Raw genomic sequence first — 17,081 nt, 5'->3', positions numbered from 1 at the left:
GAAGCGCGGAGCGCAGCGCTCTTCATCACACCCATCATCACGCCGCCTCGACGAAGCGGTGGCGCTCGTAGAGGAATTTCAGGACCGCCTCGCGGGCGGCGATATAGGTGCGGTCGGCAACCAGATCGAGCCGCTTGCGCGGGCGTTCGAGCCGGACGTCGAGCACCTCGCCGATGCGGGCCGAGGGGCCGTTGGTCATCATCACGATGCGGTCCGAGAGCAGCACGGCTTCATCAACGTCATGGGTGATCATGATCATGGTGTTTCCCAGCGCGGCATGGATCTGCATGATCGAATCCTGCAGGTGGGCGCGCGTCAGCGCGTCGAGCGCGCCGAAGGGTTCGTCGAGCAGCAGGATCTTGGGTTCCATCGCTAGCCCGCGGGCAATGCCGACGCGCTGCTTCATGCCGCCCGAGATCTCGGCCGGGCGCTTGTCCCTGGCGTGGCCCATCTGGACGAGGTCGAGATTGTGCATGATCCAGTCATGCCGCTCGGCCTTGCTCTTCTGGCGGCCGAAGACCTTGTTCACGGCGAGCGCGACATTGTCGTAGACGGTGAGCCAGGGCAGCAGCGAATGGTTCTGGAAGACGACGGCGCGCTCGGGCCCGGGCGAATTGACCTCCTTGCCCTCCAGCAGCACGGCGCCGGCGCTGACCGGGGTCAAACCCGCGATGATGTTGAGCAGGGTCGACTTGCCGCAGCCGGAATGGCCGATCACCGAGACATATTCGCCCTTGTCGATGACGAGGTTGATGTCCTTGAGCACCTCGGTCGTGGCGGCGCCGCGCTGGAAGCGTTTGTCGACATGGTCGATCTTGAGATAGCTCATCGCATCCTCCTCAATTGGTCAGGGTGCCACGGGTGACGATGGTGCCGATGAAGGCGACGAGGCGGTCGAGCACGAAGCCGACGACGCCGATGTAGATAAGCGCCACGATGATGTCGGACAGGCGCGAGGAGTTCCACGCATCCCAGATGAAGAAGCCGATGCCGACGCCGCCGGTCAGCATCTCGGCCGCGACGATGGCGAGCCAGGACAGGCCGACGCCGATGCGAAGCCCGGTGAAGATGTAGGGTGCGGCGGAGGGCACCATGATCTTGAAGAAGAACTCGATCTGGTTCAGCCGCAGCACCTGCGCGACATTGCGGTAGTCCTGCGGGATGTTGCGGATGCCGACCGCCGTATTGATGATCACCGGCCAGATCGCTGTGATGAAGATCACGAAGATCGCCGAGGGCTGGCTGTCGCGGAAGGCCGCCAGCGAAAGCGGCAGCCAGGCGAGCGGCGGCACGGTGCGCAGCACCTGGAAGACCGGATCGAGCCCGCGCATCGCCCAGACCGACTGGCCGACGAGCGCCCCCAGCAGCACGCCGACGACCGCCGCCAGGCTGAAGCCGATGGCGACGCGCTGGAGCGAGACCAGGATGCGCCAGCCCAGACCGATATCCTGCGAGCCGTTCCAGAAGAACGGTTCGGTGATCAGGTCCTTCGCTTCCGCCCAGATCTTGGTCGGCGGCGGCAGCGAGGATTGCGGGCCATGCGCGGTGAGCTGCCAGACCAGCAGGATCAGCGTGACCGTGATCAGCGGCGGCAGGAGATTGACGAGAACCGCCTTGAGCCAGAGGCCTAGCCGCTCGCGCAGCGGCTTGCCCGCAACCGCCGGCAGGGTCACCACCTCGGCTTGCACGGCCGACAATGCGACGACCTTCGCGCCCGCTGTCGCATTCTTCAAGACAGTCTGACCCATCCCGATACTCCTCTGATTGAATTGGTCCGTCGCGTCCTTCATGCCGCCACCGTCTCGCGCGATTGCGCGCCGATGCGCCGGATTTCCGGCAGGCAGGAGCCGCAATTCGTGCCGGCCTTGAGCTGCCGGCCGATATCCTCGGGCGTCATCGCGCCACCATTGGCGAAGGCCGCGCGGATCGCATTGAGGCCGACGCCGAAACAGGCGCAGACCGTGGGGCCGGGATCGGCCGCGCCATCGAGCCGGCGGCCGGCGAGCAGGGCGAGCCGGTTTTCCAGCGCAAGGCCGGCATCGGCGAAGGCGAGCTTGACCGTGTCCCAGAGCGGTGCGCGCCCGGAGGGGCCGACGAAGAGTGCAGCGATCAGCCTGCCTTCACGCGTCACGGCGCAACGATAGGCGCCGCCCTGACGGTCGATCATCTCGGTGAGACCATCCTCACCGAAGGCTGAGCGCACGGCCGCCATCAGATCATCGACCGAGGCGTCGGTCGCAAACAGGCGGCCCTGCCCGCCTTCGACCGCAACACTCGCCCACCAGCTTCCCGCCGGCAAAGCGAAGGCCTCACGCGACAGCACGAAGCCTTGTGCGGCATAGCTTACGGGCGCGACGGATGAGGGCGTCGCCTTCATCTCCGGCTGGCCGGAATAGGGATCGCAGAAGGGCTGCACGGCCGCGCCGATACGCGCATCGGACGCCGTCTCGGCCGACCAGTGGATCGGCGCGAAGAGCGAGCCGGCCGGCACGCCCTCGTCGCCCAGGACCTTGAGCACGACCGCGCCATGGGCGTTCGCGATGCGGGCGAAACCGCCCTCTTCCAGGCCGAAACGGGCGGCATCGGCCGGATTCACATGGACGCTGGGCTCGCTGACATGGGCTGAGAGGCGCGGGCTCAGGCCGGTGCGCGTCATGCTATGCCAGTGATCGCGGACGCGGCCGGTGTTGAGCAGCAGCGGAAACGCCTCGCTCGGCTCAGCCGCCAGCGCCGGCATGGCGAGCGGCTTCATCTGGGCGCAGCCATCGGGCGTGAAGAAGCCGCCATTGGCGAAGAGGCGCGCCGTGCCCTGCGACTGACCGGCGGGCACAGGCCATTGCACCGGCCTGAGCGCATCATAGCCGCGCTTGCGCAAATCGGCATGGGCGCCGATGTCGAAATCGCGGCTGCCGTCATTCTCGAAGGCGGACAGCGCGGCGTGCTCGGCATAGATTTCGGAAGCATCGGCGAAGCCGAAGCCGGCCGCGAAGCCCAGCCGCCTGGCGATCTCGCAGATGATCCACCAATCAGGCCTGACCTCGCCCGGCAAAGGCAGGAAGGCGCGCTGGCGCGAGATGCGGCGCTCGGAATTGGTGACCGTGCCGTCCTTTTCACCCCAGGCCGCCGCCGGCAGGATGAAATGCGGCCTGGCGGCAAGCGTGTCGTTGGAGAGCACATTCTCGGAGACGACGAAGAGATCGAGCCCCGACAGCGCCGCCTTGACCTTGTCGGCGTCGGGCAGGGAGACGGCTGGATTGGTCGCCATGACCCAGAGCGCCTTGATGCGCTTCTCCGCCACCGCATCGAGCATGGCAACGGCCTTCAAGCCTTCATGCTGCGCCATGTTGGGCGCATTCCAGAAGCGGCGGACGCGGTCGATCTCGACGGCCGAGTAGCCCATATGGGCGGCGAGCATATTGGCGAGCCCGCCGACCTCGCGCCCGCCCATGGCGTTGGGCTGCCCGGTCAGCGAAAACGGCCCGCCGCCGGGCCGGCCGATGCGGCCGGTGGCGAGGTGGCAATGCAGGATGGAGGCGACCTTGTCGGTGCCTTGTGCCGACTGGTTGACGCCCTGGCTCCAGGCCGTGACCACGGCAGGCGTGCCGGCCCAGAGCGCGTAGAAGGCGGCGATGTCGGCCGTGCTCAGGCCGGTGCGCGCGGAGACGGCGGCGATGTCGGGCGCGATGCCGCGCGCATTCTCCAGCACGGCCTCGAAACCGCTGACGTGGCGCGCGAGATAAGTCGCATCGATCAGGCTGTGCTCGGCGAGATGAACGAGCAGCCCTGCGAACAGGACGCTGTCGAAGCCCGGCTTGATTTGCAGGACGAGGTCGCAATCCTCGGCGGTGGCCGTCACGCGCGGATCGATGACGACGACCTTGGCGCCGCGCTCGCTGCGGTTTTGCTGGATGCGACGGAACAGCACCGGGTGGCACCAGGCGGTATTCGAGCCGACCAGCACGATCAGATCGGCACTGTCGAGGTCCTCGTAATTGCCCGGCACCGTGTCGGAGCCGAAGACGCGCTTGTGGCCGGCGACCGTGGAGGACATGCACAGCCGCGAATTGGTGTCGACATGGGGAGAGCCGATGAACCCCTTCATCAGCTTGTTGGCGACGTAATAATCCTCGGTGAGGAGCTGGCCGGAGAGGTAGAAGGCGACAGCCTCGGGGCCCTCGCGCCGGATGATCGAGCGGAAGCCCTCGGCAACCGCATCGAGCGCGAGTTCCCAGGTGACGCGGTCATAGCCGCCCGCCGCATTGCGCTTCAGCGGGTGCAGCACGCGGCTACCCAGGCCGAGCGTCTCACCGAGTGCCGAGCCCTTCGAGCAGAGCCGCCCGAGATTGGCGGGGTGGGCAGGATCGCCCGCGATCACGGCTCCGCCCTTGCCATCGCGCGTCGCCAGAACGCCGCAGCCAACCCCGCAATAAGGGCAAGTGGTGCGGATAGCGGGATCGGGAATGCCGGGGCCGAGCGCGGCGTCGTCGATGCGCATGTCAGGCCGCCTCCCCGATGCGCCCATTGGCGCAATAGGGCTCGCCGAAGGGCAGATCGGCGCGGATCGCCGAGATCTCCTGCCCTGAGCGGATCAGGCCGAGATAGAACAGCGCGCCTTGGGTATCGCCGACGAGGACGCAGCCCGCGAGCCTGCCCTCGCGCAGCACGAATTTGCGGTAGATGCCGGCGGTGGGATCGCGCAGCACGAGGATCTCGGCGCCCTCGCCCGCCTCGAACTCGCCGGCCGAGAAGACGCCGACGCCGCTGACCTTGAGATTGGTCGCCAGCAGCGAGCCGGCATAAGCCGCCTCCACCCCTGCGGATTTCTGGCCCGCAAGCCGCATCGCCAGCACGCGCGCCTGCTCATAGGCCGGCTCGACGAGGCCATAGACCTGGCCGCGGTGCTCGGCGCATTCGCCGATCGCGAAGATATTGGCGTCCTCGCTTGCCATCGCATCGTCGACGACGATGCCGCGATTGACGGCGAGGCCCGCCGCCTTGGCGAGATCGGTATTGGGCCGCACGCCGATGGCGATGACGACGAGATCAGCCGGGATGATCGTGCCGTCCTGAAGCTCGACGCCTTCGACCTTGTCCGTGCCGACAAAACCCTTGGTCGCGCTGCTCAACCGGACATCGATGCCGCGCGCCGTGATCGCGGCCGCGAGCAGGCCCGCGCCCTCGGCATCGAGCTGGCGCTCCATCAGGCGCTCGACCAGATGCAGCAGCGTGACCTTCCCGCCGGCTTTTGACAGACCATAGGCGGCCTCGAGCCCGAGCAGGCCGCCGCCGATGACGACGATGCGCGCCCCACGCTGCGCATAGGCCCGCATCATCCCGACATCGGCAGTGTCGCGGAAGGTCGCAACGCCCGGCAGATCGCCGCCCGGGAAAGGCGGCTTCAGCGGCTTGGAGCCGGTGGCGAGGACGAGCTTGCCGTAGGGCAGGGCCAGCCCATCCTCCAGCGTGACCGTCCTGGCCGCACGGTCGATGCCGGCAACGGCGCGGCCATAAATCATCGAGACGCCGCGCGCGCGCCACCAGGCGGCAGGCTTCAACTCGATGTCGGGTTCGGCGATCTCGCCCGCCAGCAGTGGCGAGAGCAGCACCCGGTTATAGGCAAGCCGGCCTTCCGCGCCGATCACCGCGATGGAATAGCGACCGAGCGCGCGCTGGCTGAGCTCGTCAACCAGCCGCGTCGCGGCCATGCCCTTCCCCACGATGATCAGCGGCTCGGCCATGCGATCAGGCCACCCGCTTGATCTTGAGCGCCTTGAGATAGTCCAGCGGCGCGGCGGGATCGAACTTCATGCCGTCGAAGAAGGTCTCGACGCCGCGTGAATCCGCGGTCGGAGCCCCTGCCACGCCGAGCGTCTTGGCGGCCTCGCGCCAGAGATCGGCGCGGTTGGTCTTGTCGACCAGGGCCTTGATGTCGATCGTCGGCTCGAATTTGCCCCAGCGGATGTTCTCGGTGACGAACCAGCTGTCATGGCTCTTGAAGGGATGGGAGACCTCGCCGCCCTGCCCCCAGAACTTCATGTAGAGATTGGTGCCCTTCACCTCGCGGCCATTGCCGTAGTTGATGTCACCCTGGAGGCGCTTGTTGATGTCGGTGACGGGGACGTTGAACCATTGCCGACGGCCGACGATCTCGGCGAGTTCCTGGCGGTTCTCCATCTTGTCGGCCCAGATCTGGGCTTCCATCACGGCCATCAGGATGGCCTGCGTCGCCTTGGGATTGGCGTCGACGAAATCGGCGCGCATGCCCAGGATCTTCTCGGGATGCTTGAACCAGAGCTCGCCGGTGGTGAGCGCGGTGTAGCCGATGTTCTGGTTGACCAGCTGCTCGTTCCAGGGCTCGCCGACGCAGAAGCAGTCCATCGTGCCGACCTTCATATTCGCCACCATCTGCGGCGGCGGCACGGTGATGACCTTGATGTCGGTGTCGGGGTCGATGCCGCCGGCGGCGAGCCAGTAGCGGATCCAGAGATCATGCGTCCCGCCCGGGAAGGTCATCGCGGCGGTGAGCTCCTTGCCGGCCGCCTTCTTGCGCTCGAAGGCCAGCTTCAGCGGCGAGGAATCCTTCTGGACGTTGAGGTCCTTGTATTCGTTCGAGACCGAGATCGCCTGCCCGTCCTGGTTGAGGTTCAGCAGCGTGTACATCGGCAAAGGCTGGCCGTTCTGCATCACCTTGCCGGTCGAGTAGAGATGCGTCTTCGGGCGCAGGATATGGCCGCCATCGATGCCGTTGTTCTTGAAGCCGAGCGCCATGTTGTCGCGCGTCGCGCCCCAGGAGGCCTGCTTGGCGATGTCCATGTCGGGCAGGCCGTATTTGGCGAAGAGGCCTTTCTCCTTGGCGAGAATGAGGGGCGCCGCGTCCGTCAAGGCGATGTAGCCGAGGCGCGTGCCCTTGAGCTCGGGTCCAGCTGATTGCGCAAAGGCTCCCGACGGCAGCGCGACCCTGGCAGCGGCGAGCAAGGCGGCCGCGCCGGAGAGTTGAAGGAGCTGGCGGCGGCTGGCGGCGGTCTTCACCGGCTTCACCCTGGTCTCGACTGTCTCGGTCATCGATCGCCTCTCTGCTGGACTTAAAGCTGGGGTCTGGGTCGAACTCGTCTGCGCCGCCAGAACGAAAAACGCCGCGCGAAAGCACCCGGGTGAGGCACGTTCGACAGCGGCGTTGCTGTGCGTTTCGATCTGAAATTGGGCGCGGGCAGCCTTGGCCGCGTTAGGTCAACGCTAACAAGGATCGTGCCAACCGGCCCAGGTCAGAACAATTCTTATAATTTCAACAACTTAGAGGTAGCCGGCCTCTGCCGGTAGTGACCGCGGCGCGCCTTATTGCGCCGCACAATTCAACCGCACTCGCACAAAAAATGCGCAAACCCTCACGTGTGATGGCCACTGCCCGCAAAGAGAGCAGGCCGGAAGACGGCCCTGGCCTGCTCCGTCATTTCGGGGCTGCGGATGATCTGGCCGGCCTGTTCCATGCCGGCGAGAATCCAGTCGGCATGCTCAGGATCGGGCCGCAGCGCCTCGCGGTCGAAGCGGATGAAGCGCTCGACATTGCGGGGCGGCCGTCCCGCTCCCTGCAGCAACTCCCAATGCAGCACCGGCTCCAGGATATCGGCGGGCAATGCGAGCCGATCGGGCTTCGACAGATGCATGGCGAGGCGGCCGAAATTGGCGGGCTGGCAGGCCCAGTCGCTCGCCAGCAGGATCGCGGCATTGAGCTTGGAGACCGCGGCCGCCCGCCGGTCCGCATCGTCGGCGCGCCAGGCTAGCACCTTGTCGGGGCAGTTGCGGCGCAGATCGACGCTGCAATGGACCATGGCGCCGATGCCGGCGGCGACAGCGGCCGTGTTCCAGGGCGCACCCGCGCAGAACCCGTCGACCCGCCCGCTGGTCAGCGCCTCCACCGTCTGCGGGGGCGGCACGACCTCGAAGCGGATGTCCTTGCCGAGGACGAGCCCACCCTTGGCCAGCCATTCGCACAGCAGATAGGTGTGGCTGGAGAAGCCGAAGACGGCGGCAAGCGTCAATGGTGGCAGGCCGGAGGCCTTGCGGCGCTCGACCATGGCGGCCAGCGCCCGGGCGGAAACCGTAGTGTCGGCCATGTCGCCCTCAGTGAGCCGCGCCAGCTCCTCGTAGCGGCGTACCGAGAGGGTGATCGCCGCACCGTCGAGATTGAGCGCCAGCGGCACCGCCATCGGCGCCTTGACGCCGCCGACGCCCAATGTCGCGGCAATGGCGGCCGGCCCCAGCATATGGGCGGCGTCGAACAGCCTGACATTGAGCTTGTCGCGCAGGTTCGACCAGGAAACCTCGCGCACGAGTTCGAGGTTGAGACCCTCGGCCTCGGCAAAACCCTCGTCCTTCGCCAGGATGACGAGAGCGCAATCGACCAGCGGCATGAAACCGACGCGTAAGTGCAGGGTCATTTCAGCACCTCGGCGGCTGTGATGATGGAGCGCGCGATGTCGACGAGCTTGCGCTTTTCGTTCATCGCCGTGCGCCGCAGGAGCGCATAGGCCTCTTCCTCGGGCAGGCCCTTCATGCGCATGACGATGGCCTTGGCGCGGTCGATCGTCTTGCGGTCCTCGAGCTGCGAGCGGGCCTCGTCGAGTTCCTCGCGCAATTTGCGGAAGGCGTTGAAGCGACTAATGCAGGTCTGCAGGATCGGCTGCATACGCTCCTTCTTCAGCCCGTCGACGATATAAGCGGAGACGCCAGCCTCGACCGCAGCCTCGATCGAGGCCGAATCCGACTGATCGACGAACATGGTGATCGGCCGCCGGACATGGCGGCTGACCAGGAACATGTCGGCGAGCGCGTCACGGCTGGGATCCTCGAGGTCGATGACGACCACGTCGGGGTCATGCAATTCGATGGCCGCAACCAGCCCGTTGGTCGCGCCGATGCGGACGAGATCGGTGAAGCCGGCCTCGCGCAGGCCCTCATCGATGATGGCCGCGCGCACCGGATTGGCATCGACGATCAGGATTTTCAGGTCTGGTCTCATGGTCCGCAAGGGGGCGCCGGCATTCCACCCACAGGTGTTACGCCGGTGTCGACAGGCTGGAAAGCCAGCAAGAGTCAGGCCAGCGCCCGCTAGGCCTCAGGCGGCCGGGGCAGCCCGGAGCCCGCCTGCGGTCTCGATGAACTCGACCACGGCGTCGACGCCCTCGCCCTCCTTGGTATTGGTGAAGACGAAGGGGCGTTTTCCCCGCATCAGCCGCGAATCCCGGTCCATGACGGCAAGATCCGCGCCGACATGGGGGGCGAGATCCGTCTTGTTGATGACGAGCAGGTCCGAGCGCGTGATGCCCGGCCCACCCTTGCGCGGGATCTTCTCGCCGGCCGCGACATCGATGACGTAGATCGTCAGGTCGGCGAGCTCGGGCGAGAAAGTCGCGGCGAGATTGTCGCCGCCGGACTCGATCAGGATGATGTCGAGATTGGGGAACTTAGCCCGCATCTCCTCGACCGCGGCGAGATTGATCGAACAGTCCTCGCGGATCGCGGTATGGGGGCAGCCGCCGGTCTCGACGCCCATGATGCGCTCCTGCGGCAGCGCACCCGCCACCGTCAGCAGGCGCGCATCCTCCTTGGTGTAGATGTCGTTGGTGATGGCGCAGAGATCATAAGTGTCGCGCATGCGCTTGCAGAGCACCTCCATCAGCGCGGTCTTGCCGGAGCCGACCGGGCCGCCGATGCCGACGCGCAGGGGGCCGTGGGGAGAGCGTGTCACCGATCACAATCCTTCGAAGAGCAGAGCCGCGTAGCCTGCGGCGATCGCGAGGCATAGAGGCGCGTAGCAACACCTGTCGAGCGTGGCGAAAGGTTCGAGCGCATGCTTTCGCCGCCAGGCCGGCACATAGCCTGCGACCCCTCGTAGCAAGAACACGGCCATGATCGCGACGCCCGCGGCCATGATGAGCAGGCGGGGCGCCGCGCCCGCGAAAGCCCCGGCGAGCAGCAACGGCCAGAGCGCCGTGAGCGCAATCGCAGCAGCGACAATGATGGACAGGAGCGGCGACGGCATGCGCTTCAGCCTCGCATCGCCGACGACGGCGCTGACGAGGCCCTGCTGGGTCGAGGCCGGCCAGAGGCCGCCCAGCCCCCAATAGAGATGCAAGCCTGCAATCGCGGCCAGAACGAGCGCCAGAGCCGTCGCGACCGCCATGCTCACGAGCGGAACAGCCGCGAATACTGGGTTTCATGTCGCAAAGATGCGAGATCGGAGCGCAGGGCGCAGCCGCCGAGATCGTCGAGCGTCGCTATCTCGGCTGCCGCCGCAGCCTCATGCAAGGCCGGCACGAGACCGGCCGTGATGCGCTGCCCATCGGTCTGGCCGACGATGCCGAGCCGCACCGAGGCCGAGACGAGATTGGCGACGAAGCCGAGCCCATAGGCCTCCAGCGAGGGCCGCAGCGGCAGGCCGTGACCGGCAGAAGCCACGCCGACGGCGATGGGATAGGCAATATCGCCCAGCCAGATGCTGCGCAGATGCTCGATCGCGCTGCAGGGCCAGGCGGCGCGCACCGCTGCGATGAAGGCGTTGCCCTGCGTCACCGTTTCCAGCCGGCGCTCGGCCGAATTGGCCAGCGCCAGGGCCAGTTCCGCAGTCTCGATGAGGCCTGCATCGTCGCCGGCAGCCACCATGCGGCAGGCACTGGCGAACAGGATCAGGTCGTTGCGCAGCGAGCCATGGACGACGAGCACCTCGAGCCAGTCCCGCAGCGTCGCGGCGTCGTGAAGGTCGCCCGCCTCGAAAGCCCATTCCAGCCCATGCGAATAGGCGAAGGCGCCGACCGGGAAGGACGGCGACAGCCAGACCATGAGCGGGAGATGGGCCGACGACATGAGCAGCGCTCAATGGTCGTGGCTGTGGCCCTTGTGACCATGCTCAGTGCCATGCTTGTGGCCGTGATCATGCCCACAGCCGCAGTCATCACCGTGAGCATGCGCGGCGTGGTCATGAGCCTTGTGGTCATGAGCCTTGTGATCATGGCCCGCATGGCCGTGCCCGTGATCATGGTGGGCGTGGTCGTCATGGGCATGATCGTGACCGTGGCCGGCATGGTGGTCGTGCCCGCAGCCGCAAGCATCCGCCGCATGGGCGTGGCCATGGTCATGCCCGTGGTCGTGATGGTCGTGGCCGTGGTCATAGGCGCCGCGCTCGGGCTGGAAGGGGCGCGTCACGGCGCTCATGGCGCAGCCCTGGCCACGGATCATCTCCGCCAGGACATGGTCGTTCTCGATATAGATCGCGTCGCCGCTGATCTCAGCCGGAGTGTGGCGGTTGCCGATATGCCAGGCCAGCCGCATCAGGCGCAGCGGGTTCTCGGCGCGAATCTCGAGCAGGCTTTGGGCGGCGGCCTTGATCACGACCAATCGGCCGTCTTCGAGCCTGACCGCGTCGCCGTCTCCGAGCGCGGTCGGCTTGTCCAAGTCGAGCAGGATGTCGAGCCCGCCATCGCCCTTGAGCGCAAGACGGCGACGATTGCGATCCTCATGGTCGAGCGTCAGCGTCTCGACGATCTTGTCTGCTTTGACTGCAGCCTTGCGAACGACGGAGGTGGCACGCAGCATGATGTTAAACCCGTGACGATGGTGGATCAGAGGCGATCGATGGATCGCGGTTCGATCACTTCGATCACCGGAGGGGCGCTGACGCAAGCCCCTGCGACATTGAGGAAGGCGACGAGATGTGGCGCGGCCATGTGCCGATCGATGTCGGCCCGCGTCTCCCAATGCTCGACAGTCAGGAAACGACCAGGCTCGGTGAGGCTCTCATGCATGTCATAGGCGAGGCAGCCCTGCTCGCGGCGGGTGGTGGTGATGCAGTCGCGCGCAGCGGCAGTGAATGTGGCGCGCGCCTCGGCCAGCACCTGCGCCCGGGCGATGACGATAATCGGATCGGACATACGGCCTGAAACTCCGGAACGATCGAGGGTTGCCTGATTCATCGACTACATCTCGACGTTGTATTCGGATGCAACAGCACAAGCTGCATGGTTGACCAAAGATTAACAAAAAAGACGCGTCAGAGCGTTGCGCAAAAAAGTGGCTACCGGTTTTTCGCAGGAGCGATGCCCGCATTCGGACGTTTCCGTCCGAATGCGGCGTGATCTAGCGTCCGGCCATGCCCACTGCTGCGATCTTGCGCGGCTGCTCCTCGCCGATGCCGGCGCGCTTGTCGAAGGCCTTCTGCGCCAGGCTGATCTCGCCATGATGCTCATAGGCCCACAGGCCGAGCGCCTGGACCGGCAGCCAAAGCGAGCGGCCGAGATCGGTCAGCTCATAATCGACGCGCGGCGGGATCGTCGGGAAGACCGTGCGGTTGACCAGCCCGTCGCGCTCGAGCCCGCGCAGGGTCAGGGTCAGCATGCGCTGCGAAACGCCATCGACCATGCGCTTGATCTCGTTGAAGCGCCTGGGACCATCGCCAAGCAGACGGACGACCTGGACGGTCCATTTGTCGCCGATGCGGTTCAGGATCGGTGCCACAACGCGGCAGCTATCGGTCACATCCGTGTGCCCCTGTTCCAAAAATGTGCCTCCTTGTCGTGGTTTAGGCAGGCTCGTACATAGCCTCAGTATCAAACATATACCAGAGAGGCTTCCCATGAAACTGCTTCATCTCGACTCCAGCATCCTCGGCGACAACTCGGCCAGCCGCGAGGTTTCGGCAGCCATCGTCGCCCGTCTGCGCCAGGCCGATCCGAGCCTTGAGGTCACCTATCGCGACCTTGCCGCCAATCCGGTTCCGCATCTCTCGGGCGCCTATCTCGCCGCCGCAGCCGGCGCGCCCGGCATGGAGGACTTTCAAGGCGAGGTCGCAACCAGCACGGCGATCATGGACGAGTTCCTTGCCGCCGATACCGTCGTGATCGGCGCGCCGATGTACAATTTCACCATCTCGACCCAGCTCAAGGCCTGGATCGATCGCATCGCCGTCCGCGGCAAGACCTTCAGCTATTCGGAGAACGGTCCCCAGGGCCTGGCCGGTGGCAAGCGCGTCATCATCGCTATCGCACGCGGCAATCTCTACGGGCCCGGCGCGCCGGCTGCAGCGTTCGATTTCCAGGAGCCCTATCTGCGCGCCGTGTTCGGCTTCATCGGCATCAGCGATGTCGAGTTCGTCCGCGCCGAGGGCATCAACTTCAGCCCCGAGCACCGCAAGGCGGCGCTGGCGAGCGCGCAGGAGGCCGCCGCCGCGCTCAAGCCGACCCTGCCCAAGGCGGCGTGACCACAGACTGCTTTGATATCATTGCGCTTTCGTGAGGCTTAGTAGCACAGATCGACGTTTGTGCTGCTAAGATCGAGGTTGCACCTAGTGGCCATCCTCGCCGTCATTCCGGACAAGCGGCGCAAGCCGCGCCGATCCGGAATCCATCGTAAAGCTCTGCCCTCTACGACGGATTCCGGGTCTTCGCTTCGCTACGCCCGGAATGACGGCGAGGTTAGGCAGAAAACTCGCGGCTCTCAGAACAGGAAATAGCGCTGCGCCAGCGGCAGTTCCTTGGCGGGTTCGCAGACCAGCAATTCGCCATCTGCCACCACGGCATAGGTCTCCGGATCGATCTGGATGTCGGGCGTGGCGTCGTTGTGGATCATGCTCTTCTTCGAGATGCCGCCGCGCGTGTTCTCGACCGCGACCATCTCCTTGTCGGTACCCAATCGCTGCTTCAAGCCGTTGGCGATCGCGGCCTGCGAGACGAAGACCAGCGAGGTCGAGGTCACGGCCTTGCCGAAGGCGCCGAACATCGGGCGGTAATGCACCGGCTGGGGCGTCGGGATCGAGGCGTTGGGGTCGCCCATCGGGGCTGCCGCGATCATGCCGCCCTTGATGATCATGTCCGGCTTGGCGCCGAAGAAGGCCGGCGACCAGATCACGAGATCGGCGAGCTTGCCCACGGCGATGGAGCCGATATGGCGCGAGATGCCATGCGAGATCGCCGGGTTGATGGTGTATTTCGCGACATAGCGCTTGGCGCGGAAATTATCCGCCCCCGTGCCGGCATCCTCCGGCAGCGGCCCGCGCTGCAGCTTCATCTTATGGGCGGTCTGCCAGGTGCGGGTGATGACCTCGCCGACGCGGCCCATGGCCTGGCTGTCGGACGACATCATCGAGAGCGCACCGAGATCGTGCAGGATGTCCTCGGCGGCGATCGTCTCCTTGCGGATGCGGCTCTCGGCGAAGGCGAGATCCTCCGGGATCGAGGGCGAGAGGTGGTGGCAGACCATGAGCATGTCGAGATGCTCATCCAGCGTATTGACCGTGAAGGGCCGCGTCGGATTGGTCGAGGAGGGCAGCACATTGGGCAGCCCCGCCACCTTCATGATGTCGGGCGCATGGCCTCCGCCCGCCCCCTCGGTATGGAAAGCGTGGATGGTGCGGCCCTTGAAGGCCTTGATCGTGTCCTCGACGAAGCCAGACTCGTTCAGCGTGTCGGTGTGGATCATCACCTGGACGTCATAGTCGTCGGCGACCGAGAGGCAGTTGTCGATCGCGGCCGGCGTCGTGCCCCAATCCTCATGGAGCTTGAGCGCACAGGCCCCAGCCTCGACCATCTCGATCAGCGCGCCGGGCAGCGCCGCATTGCCCTTGCCGGCGAAGGCGAGGTTCATCGGGAAGGCGTCGGCCGCCTTGATCATCTGGCCGAGATGCCAGGGGCCGGGCGTGCAGGTCGTCGCCAGCGTGCCATGGGCCGGGCCGGTGCCGCCGCCGAGCATGGTGGTCAGCCCGCTCATCAGCGCGTCCTCGATCTGTTGCGGGCAGATATAGTGGATATGGCTGTCAAAGCCGCCGGCCGTGATGATCTTGCCTTCGCCGGCGATCGCCTCGGTTCCGGGCCCGACGATGATGGTCTCGGACGGGTTGAAATTACCGAAGCCGCTCTGGATGTCGGGATTGCCGGCCTTGCCGATGGCGCAGATGCGGCCTGCCCTGATGCCGATATCGGCCTTGACGATGCCCCAATGGTCGAGGATCAGCGCATTGGTGATGACGGTATCGACCGCACCGTCGGCATTGCGGACCTGGCTCTGGCCCATGCCGTCGCGAATGACCTTGCCGCCACCGAACTTCACCTCCTCGCCATAGGTGGTGAAATCGCTCTCGACCTTGATGACGAGTTCGGTATCGCCCAGGCGCACCGTGTCGCCGGTGGTGGGGCCGAACATCGCGGCGTAGGCGTTGCGTGGGAAGGGAAAGGGCATGGGGGTTCTCGGATCCCTGTTTTCTTAAAAACCTGCCAGCAAGACTCAGGCCGGTTCGGGCGTGGCCGGTGACAATGGCGAGCCCTCCGCTTTCGCTTTCGGCTTCTTCTTCGCAGCCGGCTTACGCCGCTTCGGCTTCGGCCGCGCCTGATCCTGCAGCAATTCGAGCTGGACCTGCTGGATCTCGGCCAGGCGCTGCCATTGCCTGGTGATGAGATGGTCCATCTTCTCGTGGAGATGGCGGATTTCGAGCTCGGCCTTGAGGTTGACCTGGTAGTCGTTGGAGGAACGCAGGCGGTCTTTCTCCTCCTGCCGCTTCTGGCTCATCATGATGATCGGCGCCTGGATCGCGGCAATGCAGGACAGCACGAGATTGAGCAGGATGAAGGGATAGGGATCGAAGGCCTTGCCCTCGCCGATGATCGCATTGATCGCCATCCAGACGACCAGGACAAGGCCGAAGCTGATCAGGAAGGACCAGGAACCGCCGAACTTGGCGAGACCGTCGGAGAGGCGCTCGCCCAGCGTCCGATGCTCTTCGAAATCATCCTCGATGTTCTCGGCGATCGTCTCCTGCCGGGCGATGCTCTCGGCGACCTCGCGATCGAGATCGGAATATTCGCCGTGCTCCTCGCGCAGGATCTCCTCGACATACCGCGTGCGATAGCGCGCCAGCTCCTTGATGCTGATCAGGCTGTGGTCTTCGAGCTCGGGAAAATCGCGCCTGATATGCTCGGCCAGCGTCGGCCGCAGGCTGTCGAGGACGACGAGGTTCTTGCGCGCCATCTCGACGCCGGTGAGCGCGCAGACGCCCTTTTTCTTGCTGAGCTGCGCCACCGCCTCGGCAGGCGGCAGATCGGCCTCGTTCAGGATATCACTCATTACCAACCAGTCCGTTCAAAGCTTGCCCATCACATCCTGGCGGAAACCATAGACCTCGCGCTTGCCGGCGAGCGCCACCAACCTCACCTCGCGGGTCTGGCCAGGCTCGAAGCGCACCGCCGTGCCGGCCGGGATGTCGAGCCGGAAACCGCGCGCCTTGTCGCGCTCGAAGCGCAGCGCCGGGTTGGCCTCGTAGAAATGATAATGCGAGCCGATCTGGATCGGCCTGTCGCCGCTATTGGCGACGGTCAGCGTCAGGCTCTCGCGGCCCTCATTCATGATCAGGTCGCCCGGCAGCGTCGTGACCTCGCCGGGCTTGAGCCTGCCGGCCGAGCCGCGGATCGGCTCATGCACGGTGACGAGCTTGGTGCCGTCGGGAAAGGTCGCCTCGACCTGGACGTCGTGGATCAGCTCAGCGATGCCGTCCATGACCTGGTCGGCCGTGATGACATGGGCACCGGCCTCCATCAGATCGGCGACCGATCTGCCGTCGCGCGCACCTTCGACGACATAGTCGGTGATGAGCGCGACGGCTTCGGGATAGTTCAGCTTGACGCCGCGCTCGAGCCGTCGCCGCGCCACCATGGCAGCCATGGCAACGAGCAGCTTGTCCTTTTCGCGCGGCGTCAGATTCATGCCTTCACCTTTTCGTCTCTATCCTCGGAGGTCTCGTCTTCGGCGACCTCCTCGTCGTCTTCTTCGTCTTCGTCGCCGTCTTCCTCGGACTCGTCGTCCTCGTCCTCATCGCCGTCAAGCTCGGCGTACTCATAAGCGAAGACGATCTCGCCGGTGGCGGGGTCGAAGGTGCTGGAGGTGGATTCGTCGAAGGCTTCGATCAGCATCTCCGCGTCATCGGGACCGTCGACATCGAAGCGGCGCACCGCCTCCTCGCCCTCGCCGCTCAAAGCGAGCTCGACCGCCCACCCGCGAGCGCCGGTGTCATAGATGCATTTCAGACCGTGGATCGCCAGCATGAT

18 protein-coding genes are annotated in these 17,081 nt (G+C 65.7%); 1 reads left to right on the top strand and 17 read right to left on the bottom strand.

Annotated features, from left to right (window positions below; all coding sequences use genetic code 11):
- Positions 1–37: 37 nt before the first annotated feature.
- The 13 genes from J2Y55_RS19790 to J2Y55_RS19730 all read right to left on the bottom strand — a co-directional run bounded on the left by J2Y55_RS19790 (position 38) and on the right by J2Y55_RS19730 (position 12,549).
- A complete protein-coding gene (locus J2Y55_RS19790) occupies positions 38–829 on the bottom strand; it encodes an ABC transporter ATP-binding protein (RefSeq protein WP_310157071.1) in 792 nt (263 codons plus the stop codon).
- 10 nt (positions 830–839) lie between these two features.
- Positions 840–1,748 (bottom strand): nitrate ABC transporter permease, encoded by a 909-nt coding sequence (gene ntrB, locus J2Y55_RS19785; protein ID WP_310157068.1) that lies wholly within the window; start codon positions 1,746–1,748, stop codon positions 840–842.
- A gap of 38 nt (positions 1,749–1,786) precedes the next feature.
- Entirely contained in the window at positions 1,787–4,495 is a 2,709-nt protein-coding gene (locus tag J2Y55_RS19780) for a molybdopterin-dependent oxidoreductase (protein WP_310157066.1), read from the bottom strand.
- 1 nt (position 4,496) lies between these two features.
- Positions 4,497–5,738, bottom strand: coding sequence for an NAD(P)/FAD-dependent oxidoreductase (locus J2Y55_RS19775; protein WP_310157063.1), 1,242 nt, complete (start codon positions 5,736–5,738; stop codon positions 4,497–4,499).
- Between the two features lie 4 nt (positions 5,739–5,742).
- A complete protein-coding gene (locus J2Y55_RS19770) occupies positions 5,743–7,062 on the bottom strand; it encodes a CmpA/NrtA family ABC transporter substrate-binding protein (RefSeq protein WP_310157060.1) in 1,320 nt (439 codons plus the stop codon).
- A gap of 320 nt (positions 7,063–7,382) precedes the next feature.
- Positions 7,383–8,435 carry a CmpA/NrtA family ABC transporter substrate-binding protein gene (locus J2Y55_RS19765; protein ID WP_310157058.1) on the bottom strand — a complete coding sequence of 351 codons (1,053 nt, stop codon included), beginning with the start codon at positions 8,433–8,435 and terminating at the stop codon, positions 7,383–7,385.
- Complete coding sequence (locus tag J2Y55_RS19760) at positions 8,432–9,016, bottom strand: ANTAR domain-containing response regulator (protein WP_069690482.1); 585 nt, start codon at positions 9,014–9,016, stop codon at positions 8,432–8,434. The genes J2Y55_RS19765 and J2Y55_RS19760 overlap by 4 nt, the downstream gene beginning before the upstream one ends.
- Before the next feature lie 96 nt (positions 9,017–9,112).
- Positions 9,113–9,745: an urease accessory protein UreG gene (ureG, locus tag J2Y55_RS19755; protein WP_310157053.1), complete on the bottom strand. Its 633-nt coding sequence runs from the start codon at positions 9,743–9,745 to the stop codon at positions 9,113–9,115.
- Between the two features lie 3 nt (positions 9,746–9,748).
- Positions 9,749–10,180 carry a DUF3995 domain-containing protein gene (locus J2Y55_RS19750; protein WP_310157501.1) on the bottom strand — a complete coding sequence of 144 codons (432 nt, stop codon included), beginning with the start codon at positions 10,178–10,180 and terminating at the stop codon, positions 9,749–9,751.
- A 2-nt stretch (positions 10,181–10,182) separates the two neighbouring features.
- Entirely contained in the window at positions 10,183–10,860 is a 678-nt protein-coding gene (locus tag J2Y55_RS19745) for an urease accessory protein UreF (RefSeq protein WP_310157052.1), read from the bottom strand.
- Between the two features lie 9 nt (positions 10,861–10,869).
- On the bottom strand, positions 10,870–11,589 hold the full coding sequence (locus tag J2Y55_RS19740) for an urease accessory protein UreE (protein ID WP_310157051.1): 720 nt from the start codon (positions 11,587–11,589) through the stop codon (positions 10,870–10,872).
- Between the two features lie 26 nt (positions 11,590–11,615).
- On the bottom strand, positions 11,616–11,924 hold the full coding sequence (locus J2Y55_RS19735) for a putative quinol monooxygenase (protein WP_310157049.1): 309 nt from the start codon (positions 11,922–11,924) through the stop codon (positions 11,616–11,618).
- 205 nt (positions 11,925–12,129) lie between these two features.
- Positions 12,130–12,549 carry a winged helix-turn-helix transcriptional regulator gene (locus J2Y55_RS19730; protein ID WP_404978980.1) on the bottom strand — a complete coding sequence of 140 codons (420 nt, stop codon included), beginning with the start codon at positions 12,547–12,549 and terminating at the stop codon, positions 12,130–12,132.
- 76 nt (positions 12,550–12,625) lie between these two features.
- On the opposite strand from J2Y55_RS19730, the gene J2Y55_RS19725 reads away from it, so the two are divergent.
- Positions 12,626–13,249 carry an FMN-dependent NADH-azoreductase gene (locus J2Y55_RS19725; protein WP_310157044.1) on the top strand — a complete coding sequence of 208 codons (624 nt, stop codon included), beginning with the start codon at positions 12,626–12,628 and terminating at the stop codon, positions 13,247–13,249.
- 236 nt (positions 13,250–13,485) lie between these two features.
- On the opposite strand, the gene ureC is transcribed toward J2Y55_RS19725, so the two are convergent.
- The 4 genes from ureC to J2Y55_RS19705 are packed head-to-tail and all read right to left on the bottom strand — an operon-like array spanning position 13,486 to position 17,078.
- The gene (gene ureC / locus J2Y55_RS19720; protein ID WP_310157042.1) at positions 13,486–15,222 is read right to left on the bottom strand and encodes an urease subunit alpha; all 1,737 of its coding nucleotides are present in this window, start codon (positions 15,220–15,222) and stop codon (positions 13,486–13,488) included.
- 45 nt (positions 15,223–15,267) lie between these two features.
- Entirely contained in the window at positions 15,268–16,110 is an 843-nt protein-coding gene (locus J2Y55_RS19715) for a DUF1003 domain-containing protein (protein ID WP_404978979.1), read from the bottom strand.
- Between the two features lie 9 nt (positions 16,111–16,119).
- Positions 16,120–16,740: an urease subunit gamma gene (locus tag J2Y55_RS19710; RefSeq protein WP_083269318.1), complete on the bottom strand. Its 621-nt coding sequence runs from the start codon at positions 16,738–16,740 to the stop codon at positions 16,120–16,122.
- Positions 16,737–17,078: a hypothetical protein gene (locus J2Y55_RS19705; protein WP_310157036.1), complete on the bottom strand. Its 342-nt coding sequence runs from the start codon at positions 17,076–17,078 to the stop codon at positions 16,737–16,739. Before J2Y55_RS19705 ends, J2Y55_RS19710 begins: the two co-directional genes overlap by 4 nt.
- Positions 17,079–17,081 lie beyond the last annotated feature (3 nt).

The organism is Allobosea sp. BE125 (assembly GCF_031456075.1).
Lineage (GTDB): Bacteria > Pseudomonadota > Alphaproteobacteria > Rhizobiales > Beijerinckiaceae > Allobosea.
Note: the sequence above shows the minus strand (reverse complement) of the source record. Positions and strands in the feature narration are given on the sequence as shown.

What these genes read in the sequence shown, in the direction of transcription:
- J2Y55_RS19765 (WP_310157058.1), bottom strand. Translation starts at nt 8,435, where the DNA reads ATGACCCTGCACTTACGCGTCGGTTTCATGCCGCTGGTCGATTGCGCT.
- J2Y55_RS19745 (WP_310157052.1), bottom strand. Translation starts at nt 10,860, where the DNA reads ATGTCGTCGGCCCATCTCCCGCTCATGGTCTGGCTGTCGCCGTCCTTC.
- J2Y55_RS19740 (WP_310157051.1), bottom strand. Translation starts at nt 11,589, where the DNA reads ATGCTGCGTGCCACCTCCGTCGTTCGCAAGGCTGCAGTCAAAGCAGAC.
- J2Y55_RS19790 (WP_310157071.1), bottom strand. Translation starts at nt 829, where the DNA reads ATGAGCTATCTCAAGATCGACCATGTCGACAAACGCTTCCAGCGCGGC.
- ureC (WP_310157042.1), bottom strand. Translation starts at nt 15,222, where the DNA reads ATGCCCTTTCCCTTCCCACGCAACGCCTACGCCGCGATGTTCGGCCCC.
- J2Y55_RS19770 (WP_310157060.1), bottom strand. Translation starts at nt 7,062, where the DNA reads ATGACCGAGACAGTCGAGACCAGGGTGAAGCCGGTGAAGACCGCCGCC.
- J2Y55_RS19750 (WP_310157501.1), bottom strand. Translation starts at nt 10,180, where the DNA reads ATGGCGGTCGCGACGGCTCTGGCGCTCGTTCTGGCCGCGATTGCAGGC.
- J2Y55_RS19710 (WP_083269318.1), bottom strand. Translation starts at nt 16,740, where the DNA reads ATGAATCTGACGCCGCGCGAAAAGGACAAGCTGCTCGTTGCCATGGCT.
- J2Y55_RS19760 (WP_069690482.1), bottom strand. Translation starts at nt 9,016, where the DNA reads ATGAGACCAGACCTGAAAATCCTGATCGTCGATGCCAATCCGGTGCGC.
- J2Y55_RS19775 (WP_310157063.1), bottom strand. Translation starts at nt 5,738, where the DNA reads ATGGCCGAGCCGCTGATCATCGTGGGGAAGGGCATGGCCGCGACGCGG.
- J2Y55_RS19705 (WP_310157036.1), bottom strand. Translation starts at nt 17,078, where the DNA reads ATGCTGGCGATCCACGGTCTGAAATGCATCTATGACACCGGCGCTCGC.
- ntrB (WP_310157068.1), bottom strand. Translation starts at nt 1,748, where the DNA reads ATGGGTCAGACTGTCTTGAAGAATGCGACAGCGGGCGCGAAGGTCGTC.
- J2Y55_RS19725 (WP_310157044.1), top strand. Translation starts at nt 12,626, where the DNA reads ATGAAACTGCTTCATCTCGACTCCAGCATCCTCGGCGACAACTCGGCC.
- J2Y55_RS19780 (WP_310157066.1), bottom strand. Translation starts at nt 4,495, where the DNA reads ATGCGCATCGACGACGCCGCGCTCGGCCCCGGCATTCCCGATCCCGCT.
- J2Y55_RS19735 (WP_310157049.1), bottom strand. Translation starts at nt 11,924, where the DNA reads ATGTCCGATCCGATTATCGTCATCGCCCGGGCGCAGGTGCTGGCCGAG.